The organism is Flavobacterium sp. 103, assembly GCF_003096795.1.
Classification (GTDB): domain Bacteria; phylum Bacteroidota; class Bacteroidia; order Flavobacteriales; family Flavobacteriaceae; genus Flavobacterium.
Map to the genome: position 1 here is coordinate 2,216,478 of NZ_QENX01000001.1, position 19,861 is coordinate 2,236,338.

General features: G+C 35.8%; 13 protein-coding genes and 2 tRNA genes. 5 read left to right on the forward strand and 10 right to left on the reverse strand.

Annotated elements, in window-relative coordinates:
* Positions 1-136: 136 nt before the first annotated feature.
* The 7 genes from C8C85_RS18645 to rseP form a co-directional block, all read right to left on the reverse strand.
* Entirely contained in the window at positions 137-265 is a 129-nt protein-coding gene (locus C8C85_RS18645) for a hypothetical protein (RefSeq protein ID WP_256412695.1), read from the reverse strand.
* A 23-nt stretch (positions 266-288) separates the two neighbouring features.
* The gene (locus C8C85_RS08945) at positions 289-612 is read right to left on the reverse strand and encodes a hypothetical protein (RefSeq protein WP_116796766.1); all 324 of its coding nucleotides are present in this window, start codon (positions 610-612) and stop codon (positions 289-291) included.
* A 29-nt stretch (positions 613-641) separates the two neighbouring features.
* On the reverse strand, positions 642-2,078 hold the full coding sequence (locus C8C85_RS08950) for a circularly permuted type 2 ATP-grasp protein (protein WP_116796767.1): 1,437 nt from the start codon (positions 2,076-2,078) through the stop codon (positions 642-644).
* Between the two features lie 416 nt (positions 2,079-2,494).
* Positions 2,495-3,853 carry an alpha-amylase family glycosyl hydrolase gene (locus tag C8C85_RS08955; RefSeq protein ID WP_116796768.1) on the reverse strand — a complete coding sequence of 453 codons (1,359 nt, stop codon included), beginning with the start codon at positions 3,851-3,853 and terminating at the stop codon, positions 2,495-2,497.
* Between the two features lie 330 nt (positions 3,854-4,183).
* Positions 4,184-4,257, reverse strand: a tRNA-Asn gene (locus tag C8C85_RS08960).
* A gap of 38 nt (positions 4,258-4,295) precedes the next feature.
* Positions 4,296-4,369 (reverse strand) — tRNA-Asn (locus C8C85_RS08965).
* A gap of 82 nt (positions 4,370-4,451) precedes the next feature.
* Complete coding sequence (gene rseP, locus C8C85_RS08970) at positions 4,452-5,795, reverse strand: RIP metalloprotease RseP (RefSeq protein ID WP_116796769.1); 1,344 nt, start codon at positions 5,793-5,795, stop codon at positions 4,452-4,454.
* 200 nt (positions 5,796-5,995) lie between these two features.
* On the opposite strand from rseP, the gene C8C85_RS08975 reads away from it, so the two are divergent.
* From C8C85_RS08975 to C8C85_RS08995, 5 genes are all read left to right on the forward strand, one after another.
* Entirely contained in the window at positions 5,996-7,066 is a 1,071-nt protein-coding gene (locus tag C8C85_RS08975; protein ID WP_116796770.1) for an NADH:flavin oxidoreductase/NADH oxidase, read from the forward strand.
* Positions 7,067-7,184: 118 nt separating this feature from the next.
* Positions 7,185-8,225, forward strand: coding sequence for a Gfo/Idh/MocA family oxidoreductase (locus C8C85_RS08980; RefSeq protein ID WP_116796771.1), 1,041 nt, complete (start codon positions 7,185-7,187; stop codon positions 8,223-8,225).
* A gap of 296 nt (positions 8,226-8,521) precedes the next feature.
* Positions 8,522-9,733, forward strand: coding sequence for an MFS transporter (locus C8C85_RS08985; RefSeq protein ID WP_116796772.1), 1,212 nt, complete (start codon positions 8,522-8,524; stop codon positions 9,731-9,733).
* Between the two features lie 234 nt (positions 9,734-9,967).
* On the forward strand, positions 9,968-12,805 hold the full coding sequence (locus C8C85_RS08990) for a carboxypeptidase-like regulatory domain-containing protein (RefSeq protein WP_116796773.1): 2,838 nt from the start codon (positions 9,968-9,970) through the stop codon (positions 12,803-12,805).
* Positions 12,806-12,823: 18 nt separating this feature from the next.
* Complete coding sequence (locus tag C8C85_RS08995) at positions 12,824-14,173, forward strand: DUF5689 domain-containing protein (RefSeq protein ID WP_116796774.1); 1,350 nt, start codon at positions 12,824-12,826, stop codon at positions 14,171-14,173.
* Positions 14,174-14,269: 96 nt separating this feature from the next.
* On the opposite strand, the gene C8C85_RS09000 is transcribed toward C8C85_RS08995, so the two are convergent.
* The 3 genes from C8C85_RS09000 to pyk all read right to left on the reverse strand — a co-directional run bounded on the left by C8C85_RS09000 (position 14,270) and on the right by pyk (position 19,860).
* Positions 14,270-16,387 (reverse strand): glycoside hydrolase family 97 protein, encoded by a 2,118-nt coding sequence (locus tag C8C85_RS09000; protein ID WP_116796775.1) that lies wholly within the window; start codon positions 16,385-16,387, stop codon positions 14,270-14,272.
* A 289-nt stretch (positions 16,388-16,676) separates the two neighbouring features.
* Positions 16,677-18,323, reverse strand: a complete 1,647-nt coding sequence (locus tag C8C85_RS09005; RefSeq protein WP_116796776.1) for a DUF6377 domain-containing protein — start codon at positions 18,321-18,323, stop codon at positions 16,677-16,679.
* Positions 18,324-18,429: 106 nt separating this feature from the next.
* Positions 18,430-19,860 (reverse strand): pyruvate kinase, encoded by a 1,431-nt coding sequence (gene pyk / locus C8C85_RS09010; RefSeq protein WP_116796777.1) that lies wholly within the window; start codon positions 19,858-19,860, stop codon positions 18,430-18,432.
* Position 19,861 lies beyond the last annotated feature (1 nt).

The following is a 19,861-nucleotide window of genomic DNA, read 5'->3' on the forward strand; positions in this document are numbered from 1 at the left end:
TTTGCTCAACAGCGTCGGGCTATCCGCGCTACTTCGGTAGCTAGCTTCTATCCCTCACGCAATCCCATAAATCGCCTTCTCGTAATGCTTACAAGTTCACAATGATTGACAACTATGGCCTAAATAATGCCCTATTTTAGCATTTGAAAATTATAGGTTCTACAATGGTTTCTATTATTGACTCTATGATAGGAGCCTGAGAATCTGTGTAATTGTAGAGTAAAAACATCCCGTTTGTAACTCCACTTTGCATAGTTGTTTTCATTTGAATTGGTTTTAAAATTAAGATTAATAGATTTTGATTTTATTTATAAATCGTTTGATTAAATTTTCTTCTGCTTCACTTTTTGCTGTTTCCAAATCGGATTCCTCTACAGTTTCAATGGGTTTTATTTCTTCTTTTTTTGAAACACTTTCAGGAACTGGAATTGAATCTAAATTTGGTATATCTGGATCTGCTGTTATTGTTATTTTTTTAACTTCAGGCTCATTTGAATTTTCTACTGTTGTTTCAGTTGGTTTCGCGTCGTTTAAATGTTCTAAAACCATTTCGGGTAAAAAGGCAAACTTTTTGCTTTCGTTTTTTTCTGTGTTTAAGGCAGTTGTTTTCATTTTGATTCATTTTAAAAATTAAAATGAAATTACTTTATGATCCAAGTGTCTTTGCTTCCTCCTCCTTGCGAAGAGTTGACGACCAATGAACCTTCTGTCAATGCGACTCGAGTTAATCCTCCAGGCACAATCTCTACTCCATTGGGTCCACATAAAGCATACGGTCTTAGATCTACATGGCGTAATTTCAATTGGCCATCTATTAAACAGGGAACGGTACTGAGTTGAATGATCGGTTGTGCGATAAAATTTCTGGGATTGGCCAAAATGGCTGTTTTACCATTTTCTAGTTCTTCTTGCGTAGCTTTGTTTCCCATTATCATTCCATATCCGCCGCTTCCATTGGTTTCTTTGATTACCATATTTTCCATATCGGCAAATACCAACTCTCTTTCCTCTCTGTTTTCCATTTGGTATGTTGGAACATTTTTAAGTATAGGTTCTTCGTTAAGGTAATATTTTATCATATCTGGGACGTAAGCATAGACGGCTTTGTCATCGGCAACACCATTACCGACAGCATTCACCAAGGCTACATTTCCGTGACGGTAAGCACTAATCAGTCCTGGTACGCCCAGTGTACTTTCGGGTTTAAAAACCAATGGATCGAGATACTCATCGTCCAAACGGCGGTAAATAACATCTACTTGCTGTAATCCCGAAGTGGTTTTCATGTATACTTTATTATTATTAACCACCAAGTCTCTTCCTTCTACAAGTGGAATTCCCATTTGACGGGCTAAAAAAGTATGTTCATAATAAGCCGAATTATAGACACCAGGTGTAAGTAAAACCACGTTAGGATTGGATACATTTCGTGGGGACAGCGAAACCAATATGTTATGAAATATCATCGGATAGTTTCCTACCATGCTTACTTTATTGGAGGTAAGCATATCTGGGAAAATTCGTTTGGTAATTTCACGGTTTTCCAACATGTAACTCACGCCGCTGGGACATCGCAGGTTGTCTTCAAGTACGTAAAATTCGCCCTTTGCTCCCCTGATTAAATCAATTCCGGCGATATGCACATGAATATTATGCGGCACTTTTATTCCGTGAACTTCTTGTATATAATGCGGGCAAGATGCTATTAATGAAGCGGGGATTATACCATCTTTTACAATGTGTTGTCCATTATAAACATCTTCCAAAAATAAATTAAGGGCTTTTAATCGTTGTTTGATTCCAGTTTCCACTTCGCTCCATTCAGCTTTTGTGATGATTCTGGGAATGATGTCAAACGGGAAAATTCTTTCTATTCCTTGATTGTTGTCGCTATAAACTGTAAATGTTATACCTTGATTCATGAACAAATCCGAAGCCTGAATTTGTTTATCGTTTAGACTTTCCGGATTTAGATTTTGTAACGTTTGAAGAACTTGAGCATAGGAATCTCTAACGCCTTCATTTGAGAACATCTCGTCCCACCCTTTTGGGTTTAGCTGTGGTACCAATTTCATCATATTTCTCAGTATTAAATAATTAATATTTCAGTTTAATATGAGCTTTTAAGGCTGAATTTTGAACTAATTTATTAAATTATTATCACTGAAATAAGTAATGATGTGATTATTTGATAATTTATATGACTTTCTTTTTTAGCCAAACTTTTTTTATCAATTCTAATTTTTTTGATTCAATTTTTTTTTGATTTCGCATTCGCTAAATTGAGTTTTTAAGACTGTAGCAATTTAAATAGTGGGTATTTTGTAGTTTGATTTTAAAATGCGTTTCGTTTTTTAATAGGGAGTGATGATAAAGATTTTAATACTTTGAATTAAAGAAAGAAAGATTAAAGCAAAAAAAAGACCATCACAATGATGGTCTTTTTTGAAAGTTGTATTTCTTAACTGAATCTGCTGTTTATTTGTTTTACAAATCAATATTCATAAACTTCATAACCCCAAGGTTTCATTTTCCATTCTTTGGAGCTTAAAGTTTCTTCATTTTCTTTGAAGACATTATGTGCTTTTCCTGTCAAAGAATTGTCTTTTATGGATACAGCTTGTTCGTTTGCGGAAAAATTAAGAATTACTAAAACTTTTTTGTTTCCTTTTTCTCTTACATAGGCGTAAATCGCTTTATCGTCTCCCAAGTGTACTTTTTTGAAGGAGGCATTAGCGGAAAGTGCTTCGTTGTTCTTTCTTAGATTCAGCAATGTCGTGTAGAATTTTTCTCTTTGAAAATTTTTAAACGTTATAGGATCTTTGTCGAAAAACTTCAATGCCCTTAAAACGGGTTCTTCCTGTCCACTGTAAATTAATGGAATGCTGTTTTTCATGGTTTGAGTAAATACCGCAAACGGCTCATGAATAATTCCTGGAAAAGTTCCAAAATCGGCATGATTCCAGCTATTTTCATCGTGATTACTGGTAAAATACATTTGAATCGTATTTTTAGGATACAAGGTTTCATTTTCCTTGTTGATGCTGTCCAAAGCAAGGGCTGATTTTTCGCCTTTGGCTACTTTTTCCATCATTTTGAACATGTGCCAAGGGTAAACGGCATCAAAACCGCTTTTTGGGAGGTAAGTGCTGTCTCCTTCGGCGAGCATAAAGATATTCTTCATTTTTTTCAGTTCCGGAATGGACTTACGCCAAAAAGAAGCCGGAACGTTCCAGGCAACGTCACATCGGAATCCGTCTATATTGGTGTCTTCAATCCAGTATTTCATTGCGCGAATCATACTGTCCTGCAATACAGGATTTTTATAATTTAATTGTCTTGTGTCTGCCCAATCAAATGCTACTGCCGGTTTGCCGGAGCTGTCTTTTACGAAGAAATCGGGATGCCCCGTAATCCATCGATGGTCTGCTCCGGTGTGATTGGGTACCCAATCAATTAATACTTTCATTCCTTTCTCGTGAATAGCCTCTACAAGTTTCTTAAAGTCATCCATTGTGCCAAATTCAGGATTAACCGCGGTATAGTCGGAAACGGCATAATAACTTCCTAAAGACCCTTTTCTGTCCAATTTACTGATAGGATTAATCGGCATGAACCAAATCGTTTGGACTCCCATCGCTTTTAGCCGGTCAAGATGTTTTGCAAATGAATTGAAAGTCCCTTCAGGCGTGTACTGGCGAACGTTGACCTCATAAATATTGCCTTGCATGATCCAAGCGGGATGACCGTCGATTTGACTGTTGTCGTCGTTATTTGATAACTTGTTGTTTTGACAGCATATCAAAGAAAAAATCAATGCAATAAGCACAAATGAAATAGAGAGTTTTTTCATAACGGAGAAAATTAATGATTGAAATAAGTTTACGTTTTGAAGTGCTTTAGTTTATGGAAATATTGGGAAAACGTTTTTCTATAATTGCACAAACTAGAGAAGTACCAATTTAGTGATTTATTAAACAAACTTCAAATGAAATGGGAGATAATATCATAATTATCAGGTCATTTTGATAATTGAAGATATAAGTATCTTGATGGAAGATAAGCTTAATTTGTGGAATTAGGCTTGAATCAACTTAGATCTTGAATCATTTTTTTTGGATAAAAAAGAGTTGAGTTTTGAGCAAAAAAAAAGACCATCATCGCTGATAGTCTTTTTAATAAGCTCCCTCTCTTGGGCTCGAACCAAGGACCCTCTGATTAACAGTCAGATGCTCTAACCAACTGAGCTAAGAAGGAATCACCTTAAAGGTAAATATGTTTGCTAAAAAAAGTTGCTCCCCCTCTTGGGCTCGAACCAAGGACCCTCTGATTAACAGTCAGATGCTCTAACCAACTGAGCTAAGGAGGAAGTTGTTGCTCTTTTTAGCGAGTGCAAATATAGGATTAAATTTAAATGTAGCAAACAAAAAAAGCAAAAATAACATTCTTTTTTATTTACCTACAATCGCTTTATAAATATCATTTCCATTCGCAAAAAGCAATAGACTGATAAGTAGTACAAAACCAACCATTTGGGCATTTTCAAGGAATTTGTCGCTTGGTTTTTTACCGCTTACGATTTCAAACAATAAAAACATCACATGTCCTCCGTCAAGTGCTGGAATAGGCAATAAGTTCATAACACCAAGCATAATCGATAAAATCGCCGTGATGCCCCAGAAAACTTCCCAGCTCCAAGAACTTGGGAAAATATTATAAATAGCATGGAAGCCTCCCACTTGTTTGTATGCTTTGGTTTCTGGATTGAAAATCATTTTTAATTGTTTTCCGTACCCTACCAATTGATCTTTTCCTTTTTCAATTCCAAAAGGGATTGATTCAAGGAAACTGTATTTTTGATGCGTAATTTTGTAGTAACCCAGTTTTTCAAGTGTTTCAAGTCCTAAAGCGCCTATTGAAACTCCCATTTTTCCAACATTAGAAACAACTACGTTAATAGCTACTTCTTTTTGATTACGTAAAACGACAGCAGGAATGGTTTTGTTTTTGTTTTTTTCTAAAACAGATTGTACTTCATCAAGATATTTTGTTTTTTGACCATTTAAAGACACAATAATATCTTTTGCTTTAAGCTCTTTGTTTAAAGATTCTGTTGGAACTTCTGTGATTGCAAATGGAACTCGTATTGCTACCAAAGGAGCTTTCTCGAATTTAGATAATTGATCTATAAAATCATTTGGCATTTTTATTGTTTGTTCGATGCCGTTTCTTTCAATAACCACATCTTTAGCCAAGATAATTTTAGAACTGATTTCCTTGTCAAAACGTACAATTTTTTCTCCATCAACAGCAACGATTTTATCACCCGATTTGAATCCCGCATTTATCATCGCTTGATTTTCGATCAAAAGACCGTCTTTCATATCGGCATTTGAAATATAGGAATCTCCATAAGCATAAGCCATACCAATATAGATAATGAAAGCAAGTATAAAGTTTACCGTTACACCACCCAACATTATTATCAAACGTTGCCAAGCTGGTTTGGATCTAAATTCCCAGGGTTGTGCAGGCAAAGCCATTTGTTCCTTGTCCATGCTTTCGTCGATCATACCGGATATTTTTACATAACCGCCAAGAGGCAACCAGCCAATTCCGTATTCGGTTTCGCCAATTTTCTTTTTTAGAAGGGAATATTTTACGTCAAAAAATAAATAAAATTTCTCGACTCTGGTTTTGAATAATTTTGCAGGAATGAAATGCCCTAATTCGTGAAGTATAATAAGTAATGATAAGCTCAATAAAAATTGAGAAAGCTTGATAACTATTTCCATTTTTTAATTTTCGGTTCTTTAATGACGGACAAAAGTACTATTTTCTATTTTATTATTTGCGCTATATTTTTTTGGATCGTTTTAAATGTTTGTTAATTAATGCATTTTTCATTTTTATTTTAAAGTTAGTGCAATAACTTTACTACATAAAAATCTTGTTTTAATGCTGTTTGGCTTAAAACATTAATATACTTGTATTTATGTCTTCACAATTATTTTCTCCATTACAAATAAAAAGTATCACATTCAAAAACAGAATTACAGTTTCACCAATGTGCCAATATTCGGCAGAGGATGGGTTTGCTAATGATTGGCATTTGGTACACCTTGGCAGTCGTGCTACGGGAGGCTCAGGTTTAATCATTCAGGAAGCCACATCCGTTTCACCTGAAGGGAGAATTTCTCCTAGCGATTTAGGTGTTTGGAGCGATGATCACATTAAAAAATTACAGTCTATCACCAAGTTTGTCATCAGTCAGGATTCAGTTCCAGGAATACAATTGGCTCACGCCGGCAGGAAAGCCAGTGTTTCGTCACCTTGGTACGGTAATAAAAAATTGACCCAAAATCAAGGTGGATGGGAAACTTTTGCACCAAGTGCAATTGGTTATCACGATAATGAGCAAACTCCTACTGTATTGGATAAAGCGGGAATCCAAAAAGTAATTGCCGATTTTAAATTGGCCACCAGAAGAGCCGAGAAAGCAGGATATCAAGTCCTTGAAATTCACGCAGCACACGGTTATTTGTTGCACCAATTTTTGTCGCCTTTGTCCAATTCGAGAACGGATGAGTATGGGGGGTCTTTCGAAAATCGTATTCGATTACTTCTGGAAGTGCTCCAGGCGGTTCAGTCTGAATGGTCCAAAGAACTTCCTTTAATGGTGAGAATCTCAGCTACAGATTGGGCTGATGGAGGTTGGAACGCTGAAGAATCAGTGCGACTTTCTAAAATTTTGAAGGAGAAAGGAGTCGATATAATTGATGTTTCTTCAGGTGGCTTGGTGTCTCATCAACAAATTCCTTTAGGGCCTAATTATCAAGTTCATTTTGCCGAAAAAATTAAAAAGGAAACAGGGATTTTGACCGGAGCGGTTGGTTTGATTACTACTTCTCAACAAGCGGAAGCGATTGTAGCGAGCGGTAAAGCGGATCTCGTTTTATTTGCGAGAGAGTCGCTTAGAAATCCGAATTTAGGATTTACTTTTGCTCAGGAATTGGGTGTTGATGTTCAATGGCCGAAACAATATGACAGAGCTAAAATGAGATAAGTTCTTGTTTAAACGTTTTCCTGCAAGATCTTTTTTTTTCCTTGTAGGTATTAAATTTAAAATCATACCTACAAGGTTTTTGGAAACCTTGCAGGATTGTAAACTACCATAAAAAGATATGCAAAAAATAAAAACCGCACTACTGTCTTATGGAATGTCTGGAAAAGTTTTCCATGCTCCTTTTTTGGATTTTCATCCAGGATTTGAATTGGTTGGTTCTTGGGAAAGAAGTAAACAATTAATTCAATTGGATTATCCAAATGTAAAAAGTTATCCAACTCTAGAAGAAGTGCTTCAGGATGATATTGATTTGGTTATTGTAAATACGCCGGTTGGAACTCATTTTGAATATGCCAAGCAAGTTTTGCTTGCCGGGAAAAATGCGGTGGTGGAAAAAGCCTTTACTACTACAGTTGCCGAAGCTCAGGAATTAGTGAATTTGGCCAAAGAAAAAGGATTGAAACTTTCGGTTTTCCAAAATCGAAGATGGGACAGTGATTTTAAAACCGTACAAAAAGTGGTTGCCGATAAAGTATTGGGCGAATTGGTGGAAGCCGAATTTCATTTTGATCGTTATAATCCACTTTTGAGTCCAAAAGGACATAAGGAAACTGTTAATTCTGGTGCTGGAATTCTGAAGGATTTAGGGCCACATTTAATTGACCAAGCATTGTTTTTATTTGGGTTTCCCCAAAGTGTTTTTGCCGATATTCGAGTAACACGAGAACATTCTTTGGTAGATGATTGGATTGATATTTTGCTATATTATGCAGATTTTAGAGTGCGATTAAAAGCTGGCTTTTTTGTTCGAGAAGCTAATCCTGCGTATGTTATTCACGGAAAAAAAGGTTCTTTCCTGAAACCACGTGGTGATGTTCAGGAAGATGATTTAAAACTAGGGAAGAAACCAAATCTTACCACGTGGGGTACTGAAGCTCCGGGTAACGAAGGATTGTTGCATACAGAGATAGACGGAAGAATTATTAAGGAGAAAGTCGAAACATTACAGGGAAATTATTATGATTTTTTTGAAGGTGTTTATCAGTCGATAGTTAATGATTCCAAAGAGCCTGTTACCGCTAAAGAAGGATTGCAGGTAATGCAAATTATTGAAGCTGCTATTGAAAGTAATGCTCAAGGGAAAGTCATTATGTTGTAATGAATGATGTTTTTTAGCACTCAATATCTCGTTTTATAGCTTGGGTGAGGGATAAAAGCTAGCTACCGAAGTAGCGCGGATAGCCCGACAGCATTAGGGAAATGGGCCGACTAAGCGATATGCTAAGTTGGCCCATTTTTCTAATGGTGGCACCCCCAGACTATTTTTATTTTGGATAAAATTGGTTTGTTTTTCTAACAATAACGTTGTAATTTATTGTTGAGGAAGGGTTTGTGTCTTTGGATTGTTTCTTTTCGTACTTTTGACACAAAGGATTCCCAAAAAAAACAACTATTTTGATAGATTTAAATTTTTTAGGTCGGTTTAAGGCCAAGGGCAAATACAAGAAAAACTATCGAGATGCGAAAGCGTCTTATTTGGTTAGAATTCGATGGGCAGTATCAATGTTCTATTTTGCTATGGGATTGTGTTTTGCTACTTGGGCAAGTCGTATTCCAACCATAAAAGCAGCCTTGAACTTAAGCGATGGTCAATTAGGAAGTATTCTTTTTGCTTTGCCTGTTGGACAATTAACGATGATGTATTTTTCAGGTAAATTGGTTACTCGTTATGGAAGTCATCGGATTTTGCCTTTTGCAATTGTGATGTATGCGGTGAGTTTAACGAATATTGGACTGGCGCAAAATGCGTGGCAATTGGCGCTTGGATTATATGCTTTCGGAATCTTTGGTAACCTGACTAATATTTCTGTAAACACTCAAGGGGTTTATACAGAAGGACTTTTTAGAAGAACAATTATGTCTTCATTCCACGGGATGTGGAGTTTGGCAGGATTTACTGGTGCATTGGTAGGATTGGGAATGTTGGCATTGCAACTCAGTACATATACCCATTTCCTAATTGTTGCTTTTATTGCATTTTTGTTGATTGCATCAAATTTTAAATTTTTGATTAAGGCCAAAGAAACCATTAAAACAGAGAAGAAAAAAGGATTCAGTAAACCAGATGCTACGTTAGTTTTGCTTGGAGTTATTGGATTTTGTTGTATGGCCAGTGAAGGAATTATGTTTGATTGGAGTGGTGTTTTTTTTAAAGACATAGTCAAAGCGCCTGGCGCTTTAATAATTTTAGGTTACACTTCATTTATGATTATGATGGCGAGTGGTCGTTTTTTCGGAGATAAATTAATCAATAGATTTGGGCGAAAAACGGTAATCAAAATTAGTGGAATTATGATTTCATCCGGTTTCTTTACCGCAGTTGCTTTTCCTTATATAATACCCTCAATGATTGCTTTTATGATTATTGGATTGGGAGTTTCTACAGTTGTGCCTACTTTGTATAGCATTGCAGGTAAACATCCAACAATACCAACTGGCGAAGCTTTGACCACTGTTTCAAGTGTGAGTTTTCTTGGGTTTTTGATGGGTCCACCTGTTATAGGCTACATTGCCGAACTTTTTAGTTTACGATTTTCATTCGCCTTTATTGGGATTTTTGGTTTTTTTATCGCTTTTATGGTCAGCCGAATTAAAGTTATTGATTAAATATTAAGAAAATATTTCTATTTACCATATTGCTTAATAGTTTTTTTCTTAATTTTATCACTTGAAATTTAATTGAATACTTTTTTCATTCGATTGAAAATTAAGATGCCACACCTAATTTAGGTCTTTACAATTCTTTTTTCCAAAACTATTTTATCCTTTTTTTAAACAAATCTAATTTTTGGAGGCGTTGTATTTTGCATGCAATGTGTTCCATATGTTTACAAAATAAGTATGGGTAAATTTTTGTTAGGAATACTTTTATTATTGAAAATGTCTTTTGTATTTGCCCAAAAACCAACAGGAATTAAGGGAAAAATAATTGATGCTAAAACTCAAAAGCCATTAGAAAATATAGTGGTTACGATTTCAAACACACAGTTGATGCAACTCACGTCAAGTGATGGTGTTTTTAGTTTTTATGCTGTGGTTCCTGGAAATCAATTGTTGCTTTTGCATAGTCAAGGATTTAAGGACGTAATACTTCCTGTTGTAATTACACAAGACCAAATGTTGGATTTGGGTGCTGTTCCATTAGAGGATAATCAAACTTCGGAGCAACAGGCGGGGACAATCACGCTTCTCGAAAGTGATTTAAGCGATGATAATAGTGGTTCCGAGAGCACTTCGGGACTTCTACAATCTTCCAGAGATGCTTTTCAACAAGCGGCGGCTTTCAATTGGGGTCAGGCTCGATTTAGGATTCGTGGGTTAGACAGTCAATATGCAACAACGATGATCAATGGTGTTACGATGAACAAATTATTTGACGGGAGGCCGCAATGGGGCAATTGGGGCGGATTGAATAATGTGGTTCGGAATCAGGAATTCACGGTAGGTTCTTTTCCTTCAGATTATGCTTTTGGCGGGATTTTGGGAACACAAGAAATAAATACTCGAGCATCGATTTATAAACCTGGAATGATTTTATCTTTTTCGGGAACCAATACCAATTACGATTGGCGAATGATGGGAACTTATGCTTCTGGAATGAATAATAAAGGTTGGGCATTTGTGGTTTCGGCAGGAACTAGATGGGCAACCGAAGGATATTTTGAAGGAACTAATTATAATGCCATAGCTGGTTTTATTAGTGTCGAAAAGAAAATAAACGACCGCAACTCCTTGAATTTTTCTGGATTTTACACACCCAATTCTAGAGCCAAAAATTCGCCAAATACAGCCGAAGTAACCGAATTAACAAGTGAAAAATACAATTCCTACTGGGGATGGCAGGACGGCAAAAAGCGTAATGCCAGAATTAAAACTATTGAGGAACCTGTCTTGATGCTGAATCATTTTTATACCATTAATGAATATTCGACGCTGAATTCAAGTTTGACCTATCAATTTGGAAAAATCACCAATAGCAATATTGATTATCAAAACGGCAACAGCCCGGATCCAGCGTATTACAGAAAAATGCCGAGCTATTACAGTTCGATGTATGCGCCTGATAACGGAGAGTTTTCTGGAGAATTTACTCCCGATTATGAGAATGCTGGGAAAAGCAGGGAACAGTTTCTAGCAAATAGCCAAATCGATTGGAATGCTTTGTACTATGCCAATCAAGCTCCGGTTTTAGATTCCAATGGAAAAATAACAGGCTATATTCCCGCCAAAAGCAATTATGTTTTGTATGAAGACTGCACGGATGACCAAACGTTAACGGGGACTTCCAACTTCAATACACAAATAAGCGACAACCTTTTCTTCACGGCTGGGGGTTTTTACAGTCATCTAAAATCTCATAATTACCAACAATTAACCGATTTATTGGGAGGTTTGTATTTTGATGATATCGATGTTTTTTACAATGGAAATCAAGCACAATCAGACTTGAATCATCCTGACAGGCAGGTTGTGGAGGGTGATACGTATGGTTACAATTTTGATTATGTTGCAAATACTTTGAACCTTTTTACCAACTTTAAATTTACCTACGACAAAGTCGATTTTTATTTGGCGCAAAATTTCATAAGTACTAATTATCAACGTGAAGGTTTGTATCAAAACGGAATTTATCCGACGAATTCTTTTGGGAAAAGTGAGAAAGTTCAATTTGAAAATTTTGGTTTTAAAGGCGGAATTCTTTTCAAAATTTCGGGTAGGCAACAGTTGAGTTTTAATGGAGCGTATATTTCAAACCCACCAACAATCAGGAATACATTTCCCAATGCGAGATTAAACAATTCGGTAGTTGCGGGTATCCAAAATGAAAACATAAATAGTTTCGATGCGAGTTATTTTTACAGAACTCCAAGATGGCAAACCCGTCTCACTCTTTTTTATGCCAAAATAAAGAACGTTACACAAACTTCTTTCTTTTATGCTGAAGGAATATTTGATGATGGAGCAGGATATGCAAATACAGATGCTTTTGTAAGCCAGACATTAACGCATTTGGATAAGAAGAATGTTGGTGCCGAGTTCAGTTTTCAATACCAATTAAGCTCAACGTTAATGACTAATTTTTCGGCAGCTTACGGTCAATTTACGTTTGATAGTAATCCGAATGTCACCATAACCAATGATGCTCAAGCCACTGCTGTAAATCCCAATCCCGTATTTGATTTTGGAACTTCATCAATGAAAAACTATAATCAGGCTGGAATGCCGCAAAAGGCTTTTGCTTTAGGAATCGAATATAGGGATCCTAAATATTGGTGGATTGGTGCCAATATCAATTATTTAGCAAATAGTTTTATAGATATTTCGCCTATCTCAAGAACGGCTACATTTTATAAAAATCCTGCAAGCGGTTTCAATTTTCCTGAAGCTTCAGAGGAAAGAGCGAGGGAGTTATTGAGTCAAGAAGAGTTTGAGCCCATTACTTTGTTGAACATTTCAGGAGGGAAATCATGGAAAGTTAAAGGAAAGAATATCGGACTTTTTGCAACGTTAAATAATGTTTTGGATTTGAAATACAAAACAGGAGGATATGAGCAAGCTAGAAATGCCAATTTCAGACAACTCAACCAAGATGTTTCCAGTGGGACTCCCAATTTTGGCAACAAATATTTTTATGGTTACGGGCGGACGTATTTTGTAAACCTGTACATCAATTTATAAATTTTAAAATAGAAGAAGATGAGTTTAAAATTCTACACTGTTTTTTTAGGAATTGCAATAACTTTTGCTAGCTGTGCAAGGGAAGAATTTGATGTGCCAAAACTAACCTGCACTCAACCCGATTTGAAAGTAAACCGCACTGTTGAAGAAGTGCGAGCTGCGACAAGTTCCATAGTGACTCAATACACCTACGATGATGTTATTGAAGCATATGTGGTTTCCAGTGATGAGGCTGGGAATTTTTTCAAAACGATATCGTTTCAAACATTGGCAACCGCCACAACTCCAGCGATGGGTTTTAGTGTTCCCGTGGATGCTTCGAATACCTATATTGATTTTCGATTAGGGAATAAAGTATATATCAAAATGAAAAACCAATATACTGATATTTACTTTGGAGGAATGCGTATCGGGAGTATTTATGTCAACACGCACAACGAAGGAGGTGTTGGCCGAATTTCTCCAAACGATTATAAGAATGTATTGAATGCTTCTTGTACAATAGTGGATGAGGAACTTTTGGTTCGGCCTATTTCCATAACCGATTTGTTACAGGATTCTAATATCAATACGTTGGTGGAATTGACTGAGGTGCAATTCACAAAAGAGGCTATCGGTCGCCATTATTATGAAGAATCTAATGATGTTGGTGGAGGAACCAATTGGAGCTTAATGGATAAATTAGGGAATCAGGTGTTGTTTCGCACCAGTAGTTTTGCCGATTTTGCTGATAAAATTGTTCCAGATGGAAGCGGAAAAGTAAGAGGGGTTTTGACTAAGTTTGGTTCAGACTATCAATTGTTGGCTCGATCCGAAAAAGATGTGGCACTTACAGGTACTGCTGTAGTCCCGTTCTTTTCCGAAAACTTTCAAAGTGTCGAAACCAATACCAAACTCAATCTTCCGGGCTGGACAAACATGGTACAAAAAGGAACAAAGTTTTGGCTTGGGACAATGTATGCAGGAAATGGATATGCGGAGTTTAATACAACAGGAACAAAAGTAGCGTCCAATATAGCTTGGTTGATTTCTCCAAAAATTGATATGGATGTACATACCAATGAAGTGCTTACTTTTAGATCGGCGCAGCATCACCTGGATGTGGATTCACCTTTAAATTCGCTAGAAGTGTATGTCTCCAAAAACTTTGACGGCTTGAATATTGACAAAGCCACGTGGATTCCGCTCAAAGTTACATTGCCTAAACAAGCGACACCTTGGTATCAGTTTGTGGGTTCTGGCGGAGTGGATTTATCAAGTTATACTGGGAAAATAAACATTGCTTTCAAGTACACGGGTTCGGGTAAAAACCTTGCTTTGGATGGTGCTTTTCAAGTGGACGATGTTCAGATTTATGGGGATAAGTAATTAAACACAAATTCCACAGATTTTCACAAAATACTTTGTGAAAATCTGTGGAATCTGAGTTCAGAAAGCCAATCTTAATCTGTCTATGGCGATTTCTTATTTTTTGTTTTCAATAATACTTATCGCGTAACCACCACCTGAGGCACTCAGTTGAGAAAGTTTAGAGGTATTGGTTACCTGTATTTTTCGAACCGTATATGCTTGTGGGTTTGTTTTGTAATTGGCATCTTTTCCATCGGCATAAATTGTGGCGGTGTATTTTTTTCCTTTTTCCAAGAAAGAAAAATTAATGTTCGAAGTACGAGGTTCGTACCCATTTACATTCCCAATAAACCAGTTATTTGTTCCTTTTGCTTTTCTGGCTGCGGTTATATATTGTCCAGGTTCTGCTTCTAGATAGTTGCTTTCACTCCAATCTACCGCTACATCTTTAATGAACTGGAATGCATCAGGAAATTTATTGTAGTGTTCCGGAAAATCTGCAGCCATTTGCAATGGACTGTAAAGCGTTACGTATAATGCCAATTGATTGGCGATAGTACTGTTTACGTGCGACTTATTGTTGGGGCTAAATTTGCTCAAATCCATTTCAAAAATACCAGGAGTATAATCCATTGGTCCACCAATTAATCTAGTAAAAGGCAATAATGTAACGTGGTTTGGTTTTGATCCGCCAAAAGCTTGATATTCTGTTCCTCTCGCAGCTTCGTTACCAATTAAGTTTGGATAGGTTCTGCAAATACCTGTTGGTCTAACCGCTTCATGGGCATTAACCATAATTTTATATTCAGCTGCTTTTTCTATGGCATATTGATAATGGTTTATCATAAATTGGTTGTAATGATTATCGCCATTCGATATGATACTGCCTACATAGCCACTTTTTACGGCATCATATCCATTATCTTTCATGAATTGATACGCTTTATCCATATGACGCTCATAGTTGCGAACCGACCCAGATGTCTCGTGGTGCATAATCATTTTTACACCTTTGGATTTTGCATATTCATGCAAGGCTTTTACATCAAAATCTGGATAAGGAGTTACAAAGTCAAAAACATAGTCTTTGTAATGACCAAACCAATCTTCCCAACCTTCATTCCAGCCTTCAACCAATACTCCCCCAAAACCATTTGCGGCAGCAAAATCAATATATTTCTTCACATTTGCATTGTTTGCGCCATGTGTTCCGTTTGGTTTTGCTTTAGAAAAATCAGTAACACCAAGTTGTACTGATGGAAATTCATCTGTATAAGACCATGAACTTTTTCCAGAAATCATTTCCCACCATACACCAACGTATTTTATCGGTTTAATCCAAGAGGTATCTTCGATTTTACAAGGGTCATTCAAATTTAAAGTCATTTTTGAAGCCAGAATTTCTCTAGCGTCGTCACTTACAATAATGGTGCGCCAAGGCGAATGTGCAGGAGCTTGAATATATCCTTTGGCGCCTTTTTCATCGGGAGTTAACCAAGACTCAAATACCATATTTTTGTCATCCAAATTCAAGTGCATACAAGAATAATTAATCAATGCAGCTTCGTGTAAATTGATATACAATCCGTCAGCTGTTTTCAGCATAAGGGAAGTTTGTACACCAGTTGGTGAAAAGGAAGTTTGGGATAAATTATCAGTTTTCGCCTTTTCGGTTAGGCCTCTTATTTCTGATAATTTAGAAGTGGTGTAATCGTATTCTTGTGTGTCATAATCTCCCGGAATCCAAAAAGCAGTATGATCTCCAGTCATTGCAAATTGAGTTCTTTCCTCTTTTATGACAAAATAAACTAAGTTTTTTTGTGTTGGAAATTCATATCGAAATCCTAAACCGTCATTAAACAGACGAAAACGAATAATGATTTGTCTGTCTGTTTCCTTCTGTTTTAGCGTAACGGCTAATTCGTTATATTGATTTCTGATGTTTTCTACTTCGCCCCAAACAGGTTTCCAAGTTTCATCAAAGGAGCTTGTTTTGGTATCAATTATTGTAAAATCATTCAATAACGATTTTTTGTCGTCTTTAAGTTCAAGGCCTAATTTACTTGGCTTTATGACAGTTTTGTCTTTGTAGTTTAAGCTATAACTTGGAGTTCCGTCTTTTTGTAGAGTAAATTCCATAATGAATTTTCCATTAGGGGATTTCAACTGTTGGGAATTGACAGACTGCAAAACCAAAAAACAGAACAGAGCTGTATAAAGTAAATGTTTCATTGTTTTTAATATAAATTAGAGATTGATTTTTTTGAATGGCTTTCGGTAAAAATGATTTATTCATTGTTAAAAACAATATATAGTTTTCGTGAAAGTAAAAGTAAATGCTTTGGCGTTCAAAAATTTCAATTGTTTTAAAAAAGTAGATTGTAACTTCAAAAATACAATTTAAGACACTTATAATCAATAAGTTGATTATTTTTTAATTAAAAAAAAAGTGGCAAAAAAGTGAATCCAAATTTTAAAAGGAAGTAGATTTGATTCGAAAAAATCCCTGAAACGAGAAATTTTATTTATTGCTCGTTCCAATTTGCATCACTTTTTCTTCAAATTCATCTCTAGGTCCAGCCGATTTGTTTTTGAGTTGCGAACGATAATTGTAAATAGTGGAAATAGAATATCTCAGGAATACAGCAATTTTGGCACTGTCTTTTATCCCCAAACGGATGAGTGCGAAAATCCTTAATTCAGTATTGAGCTGTTCACCTTCTTTTGGCTGAATGGTGTCTGTTGGGATTAATAAAGTATTAAAATCATGAATAAAATTAGGGAAGAGTTGCAAGAAGGTTTTGTCAAAATTGGCATAAAACTCTTTTAATTCATTTTCGATATATTCTTTTGATTTTACTGCGCTGACCAAATCATTTAGTTTCCCAGTAGTTGCCAATACATTCAGTTTTCGTTGGTATTCATCCAGCTTCCCCAAATAATCTGAGCATTGATCCATATAACGCCCAATATATATTTCCTTTAAATAATTGGCTTCGCTCAAAGTGTTATTGGAGAGATTTAGTTTCTCATTAAAAGTGTTTAATTCAACATTCAATTCGGAAAGTTTATCATTGGCGGAGCTTAAATCGCTTTTTGCTTTTGATAATTTTTTCATTTGTCTAAAGAGTAAAAACAGAAGGCCAAGTAATACGAGTACTAGAAAACCTGCACTAATTAAAAACACCATCAATTGATACCTGTTGGTTTCGTTTTGTTGCTGATACGATTCGCTGATAATGGGTAACATCTTCGATATTTCATAGGTTCTCAAGCGTGCATTGCAGATAACTGCATCGTCTAGAGAACGTTTTATGTAGGTATAAGCTCGCTCAATATCACCATCTTCATAAAGTAGAAAGGCCAATGATCGAAGCGAAATGTATTCTTTTTTTGCCAACTGTAAATCAGATAGCGCCGAGATACTTAGCCATTTTTTTTCTTGATTTCTATCTTTTTTCTGTTTGTATGCTTGTGAAATGATATAGGATATTATAGCTCTATTAGGATCACTTTGTTTAATTTTAGAAAAAAAAGGAAGTAATAAGTCAAGAGTTTCTTCGGGGTTTTTATTATCTAAATACCAATCGGCCTTAGCAATAATGAATGGAGTGGAATTATGGGGGTAAAAATTCACACAGGAATCTCGGTATTTTTTTGAAAACAAAAGGTACTTCTCTTTTTCTTGTTGGGAAGAAGCGTTGTCGGCCATTTGTCCATAGATTACTCTACTAACGCCATAAAAAGAACCTTTTAAGTTAGGGGTTGAAACAATGGGAATGGCATTCAGTACATCTATTCCTTCTTTGTACATGCCTAATGTTCCCATAATGGAAACGAGGTTAAATTTAGCCTGATTTAATTTTTCAAGCTTATTCAGATTTTCCGCTATTTGAAAATTCTTTCGAGCATAAACCAAAGCAGAATCAGATTGATACGATTGGTAGTCATTATATAGTTTTTGTGTAATCTTATATTTTTGCTCAGGATCATTGGTGCGTTTTAATTGTACTTTAAGCTGCGTAATTCCGTGTTCTTTCTTTTGTGTATAATAGGAATTGTTTTCAATAGTCTTGTCTATTTCAAGCAATAGATTATTTGAATTATTTTGAGCAAATAAAGGAAATGATAGAAGTGAAATAATAAGAAACAGTGAAAAGCGATTCATTAAAGTTGGATTTGTTTCCTGTAAAAATAATTAAAAATTTAAACCAAAAAACCGTCTTGAATCTTTAAAAGATTTAAGACGGTTTTATATTTTGATATGCTAAAAGTTATTCTATTTCAGAAACTCTTAAGGTATTAACCATTCCTTTATCGGAAATTGGCATTGCAGCTAAGTTGATTAAGAAATCACCTTTTTTCACAAATCCTTTTTCTTTTACGATGTTATTTACATCCGTAACAGTATCATCTGTACTAACTGATTTTTCGTAATAGAATGATTTTACTCCCCATAATAAATTAAGCTGAGTTAAAATTCTTTTATTAGAAGTGAAAACCAAAATGTGTGCAGAAGGTCTCCATGCTGAAATTTGAAACGCTGTATAACCGCTGTTGGTTAAGGTACAAATTGCTTTTGCTTTGATTGCATTGGCCATAATGGCTGCATGTTGACAAATAGTTTTAGTGATAAAACGGTTTGTTCTTACTTGAGGGGAGTTTTGAGGAACTTGGATAAGCGGTGAATCTTCAACTGCTTCAAGTATTTGAGTCATTTTTTGGATTACCTGGACCGGATAGTTTCCAGTGGCAGTTTCTCCAGAAAGCATTACTGCATCTGCACCATCCATTACAGAGTTGGCTACGTCATTTACTTCAGCACGAGTTGGAGTCAAACTAGTAATCATAGTCTCCATCATTTGAGTGGCAACAATAACTGGAATTCTAGCTGTTTTAGCTCTACGAATCAATTCTTTTTGTACCAATGGTACTTCATGAGCTGGTAACTCAACACCTAAATCACCTCTGGCAACCATCAAAGCATCACAATAAGCTACAATTCTATCCATATTTTCTAATGCCTCTGGCATTTCGATTTTGGCTATAATTGGAATTTTATATTCAGAATGTTTAGCGATCAATTCTTGTAGGTCTTGTAAATCTCTCGGTGTTTTAACAAATGAAAGAGCAATCCAGTCTAATTTCATTTCTATTGCAAAAATGGCATCAGCGATGTCTTTTTCGGTCATTGCAGGTAATGAAATTTTAGTGTTAGGTAAATTTACCCCTTTCTTTGATTTCAATTCGCCTCCTTGAATAACACGAGCAACAACCTCTGATTTTTTATCAGTTGAAACAATTTCAAAGATTAATTTACCATCGTCCAATAATATTCTTTCACCAGGATTTACGTCATTAGGAAAATTTTGGTATTTCATGAATACTTTCTTTGAAGTACCGATTATATCTTCTGCAGTTGTAAAAGTGATTAAATCACCATCATTTACAACAACTCCATCTTCCATTACTCCAACACGTAGTTTAGGTCCTTGTAAATCTCCTAGAATTCCGGTAGTATATCCAAATTCTTCGTTTATACTGCGGATAATGCTTATCTTATTTTTTACGTCTTCGTAATCAGCATGGGAAAAATTTACTCTAAATACATTTACACCTGCTTCAATCATGTCTTTTATGATTTCTCGTGTGCTACATGCAGGCCCAAGTGTGGCTACAATTTTGGTCTTTTTGTTAGTATGCATT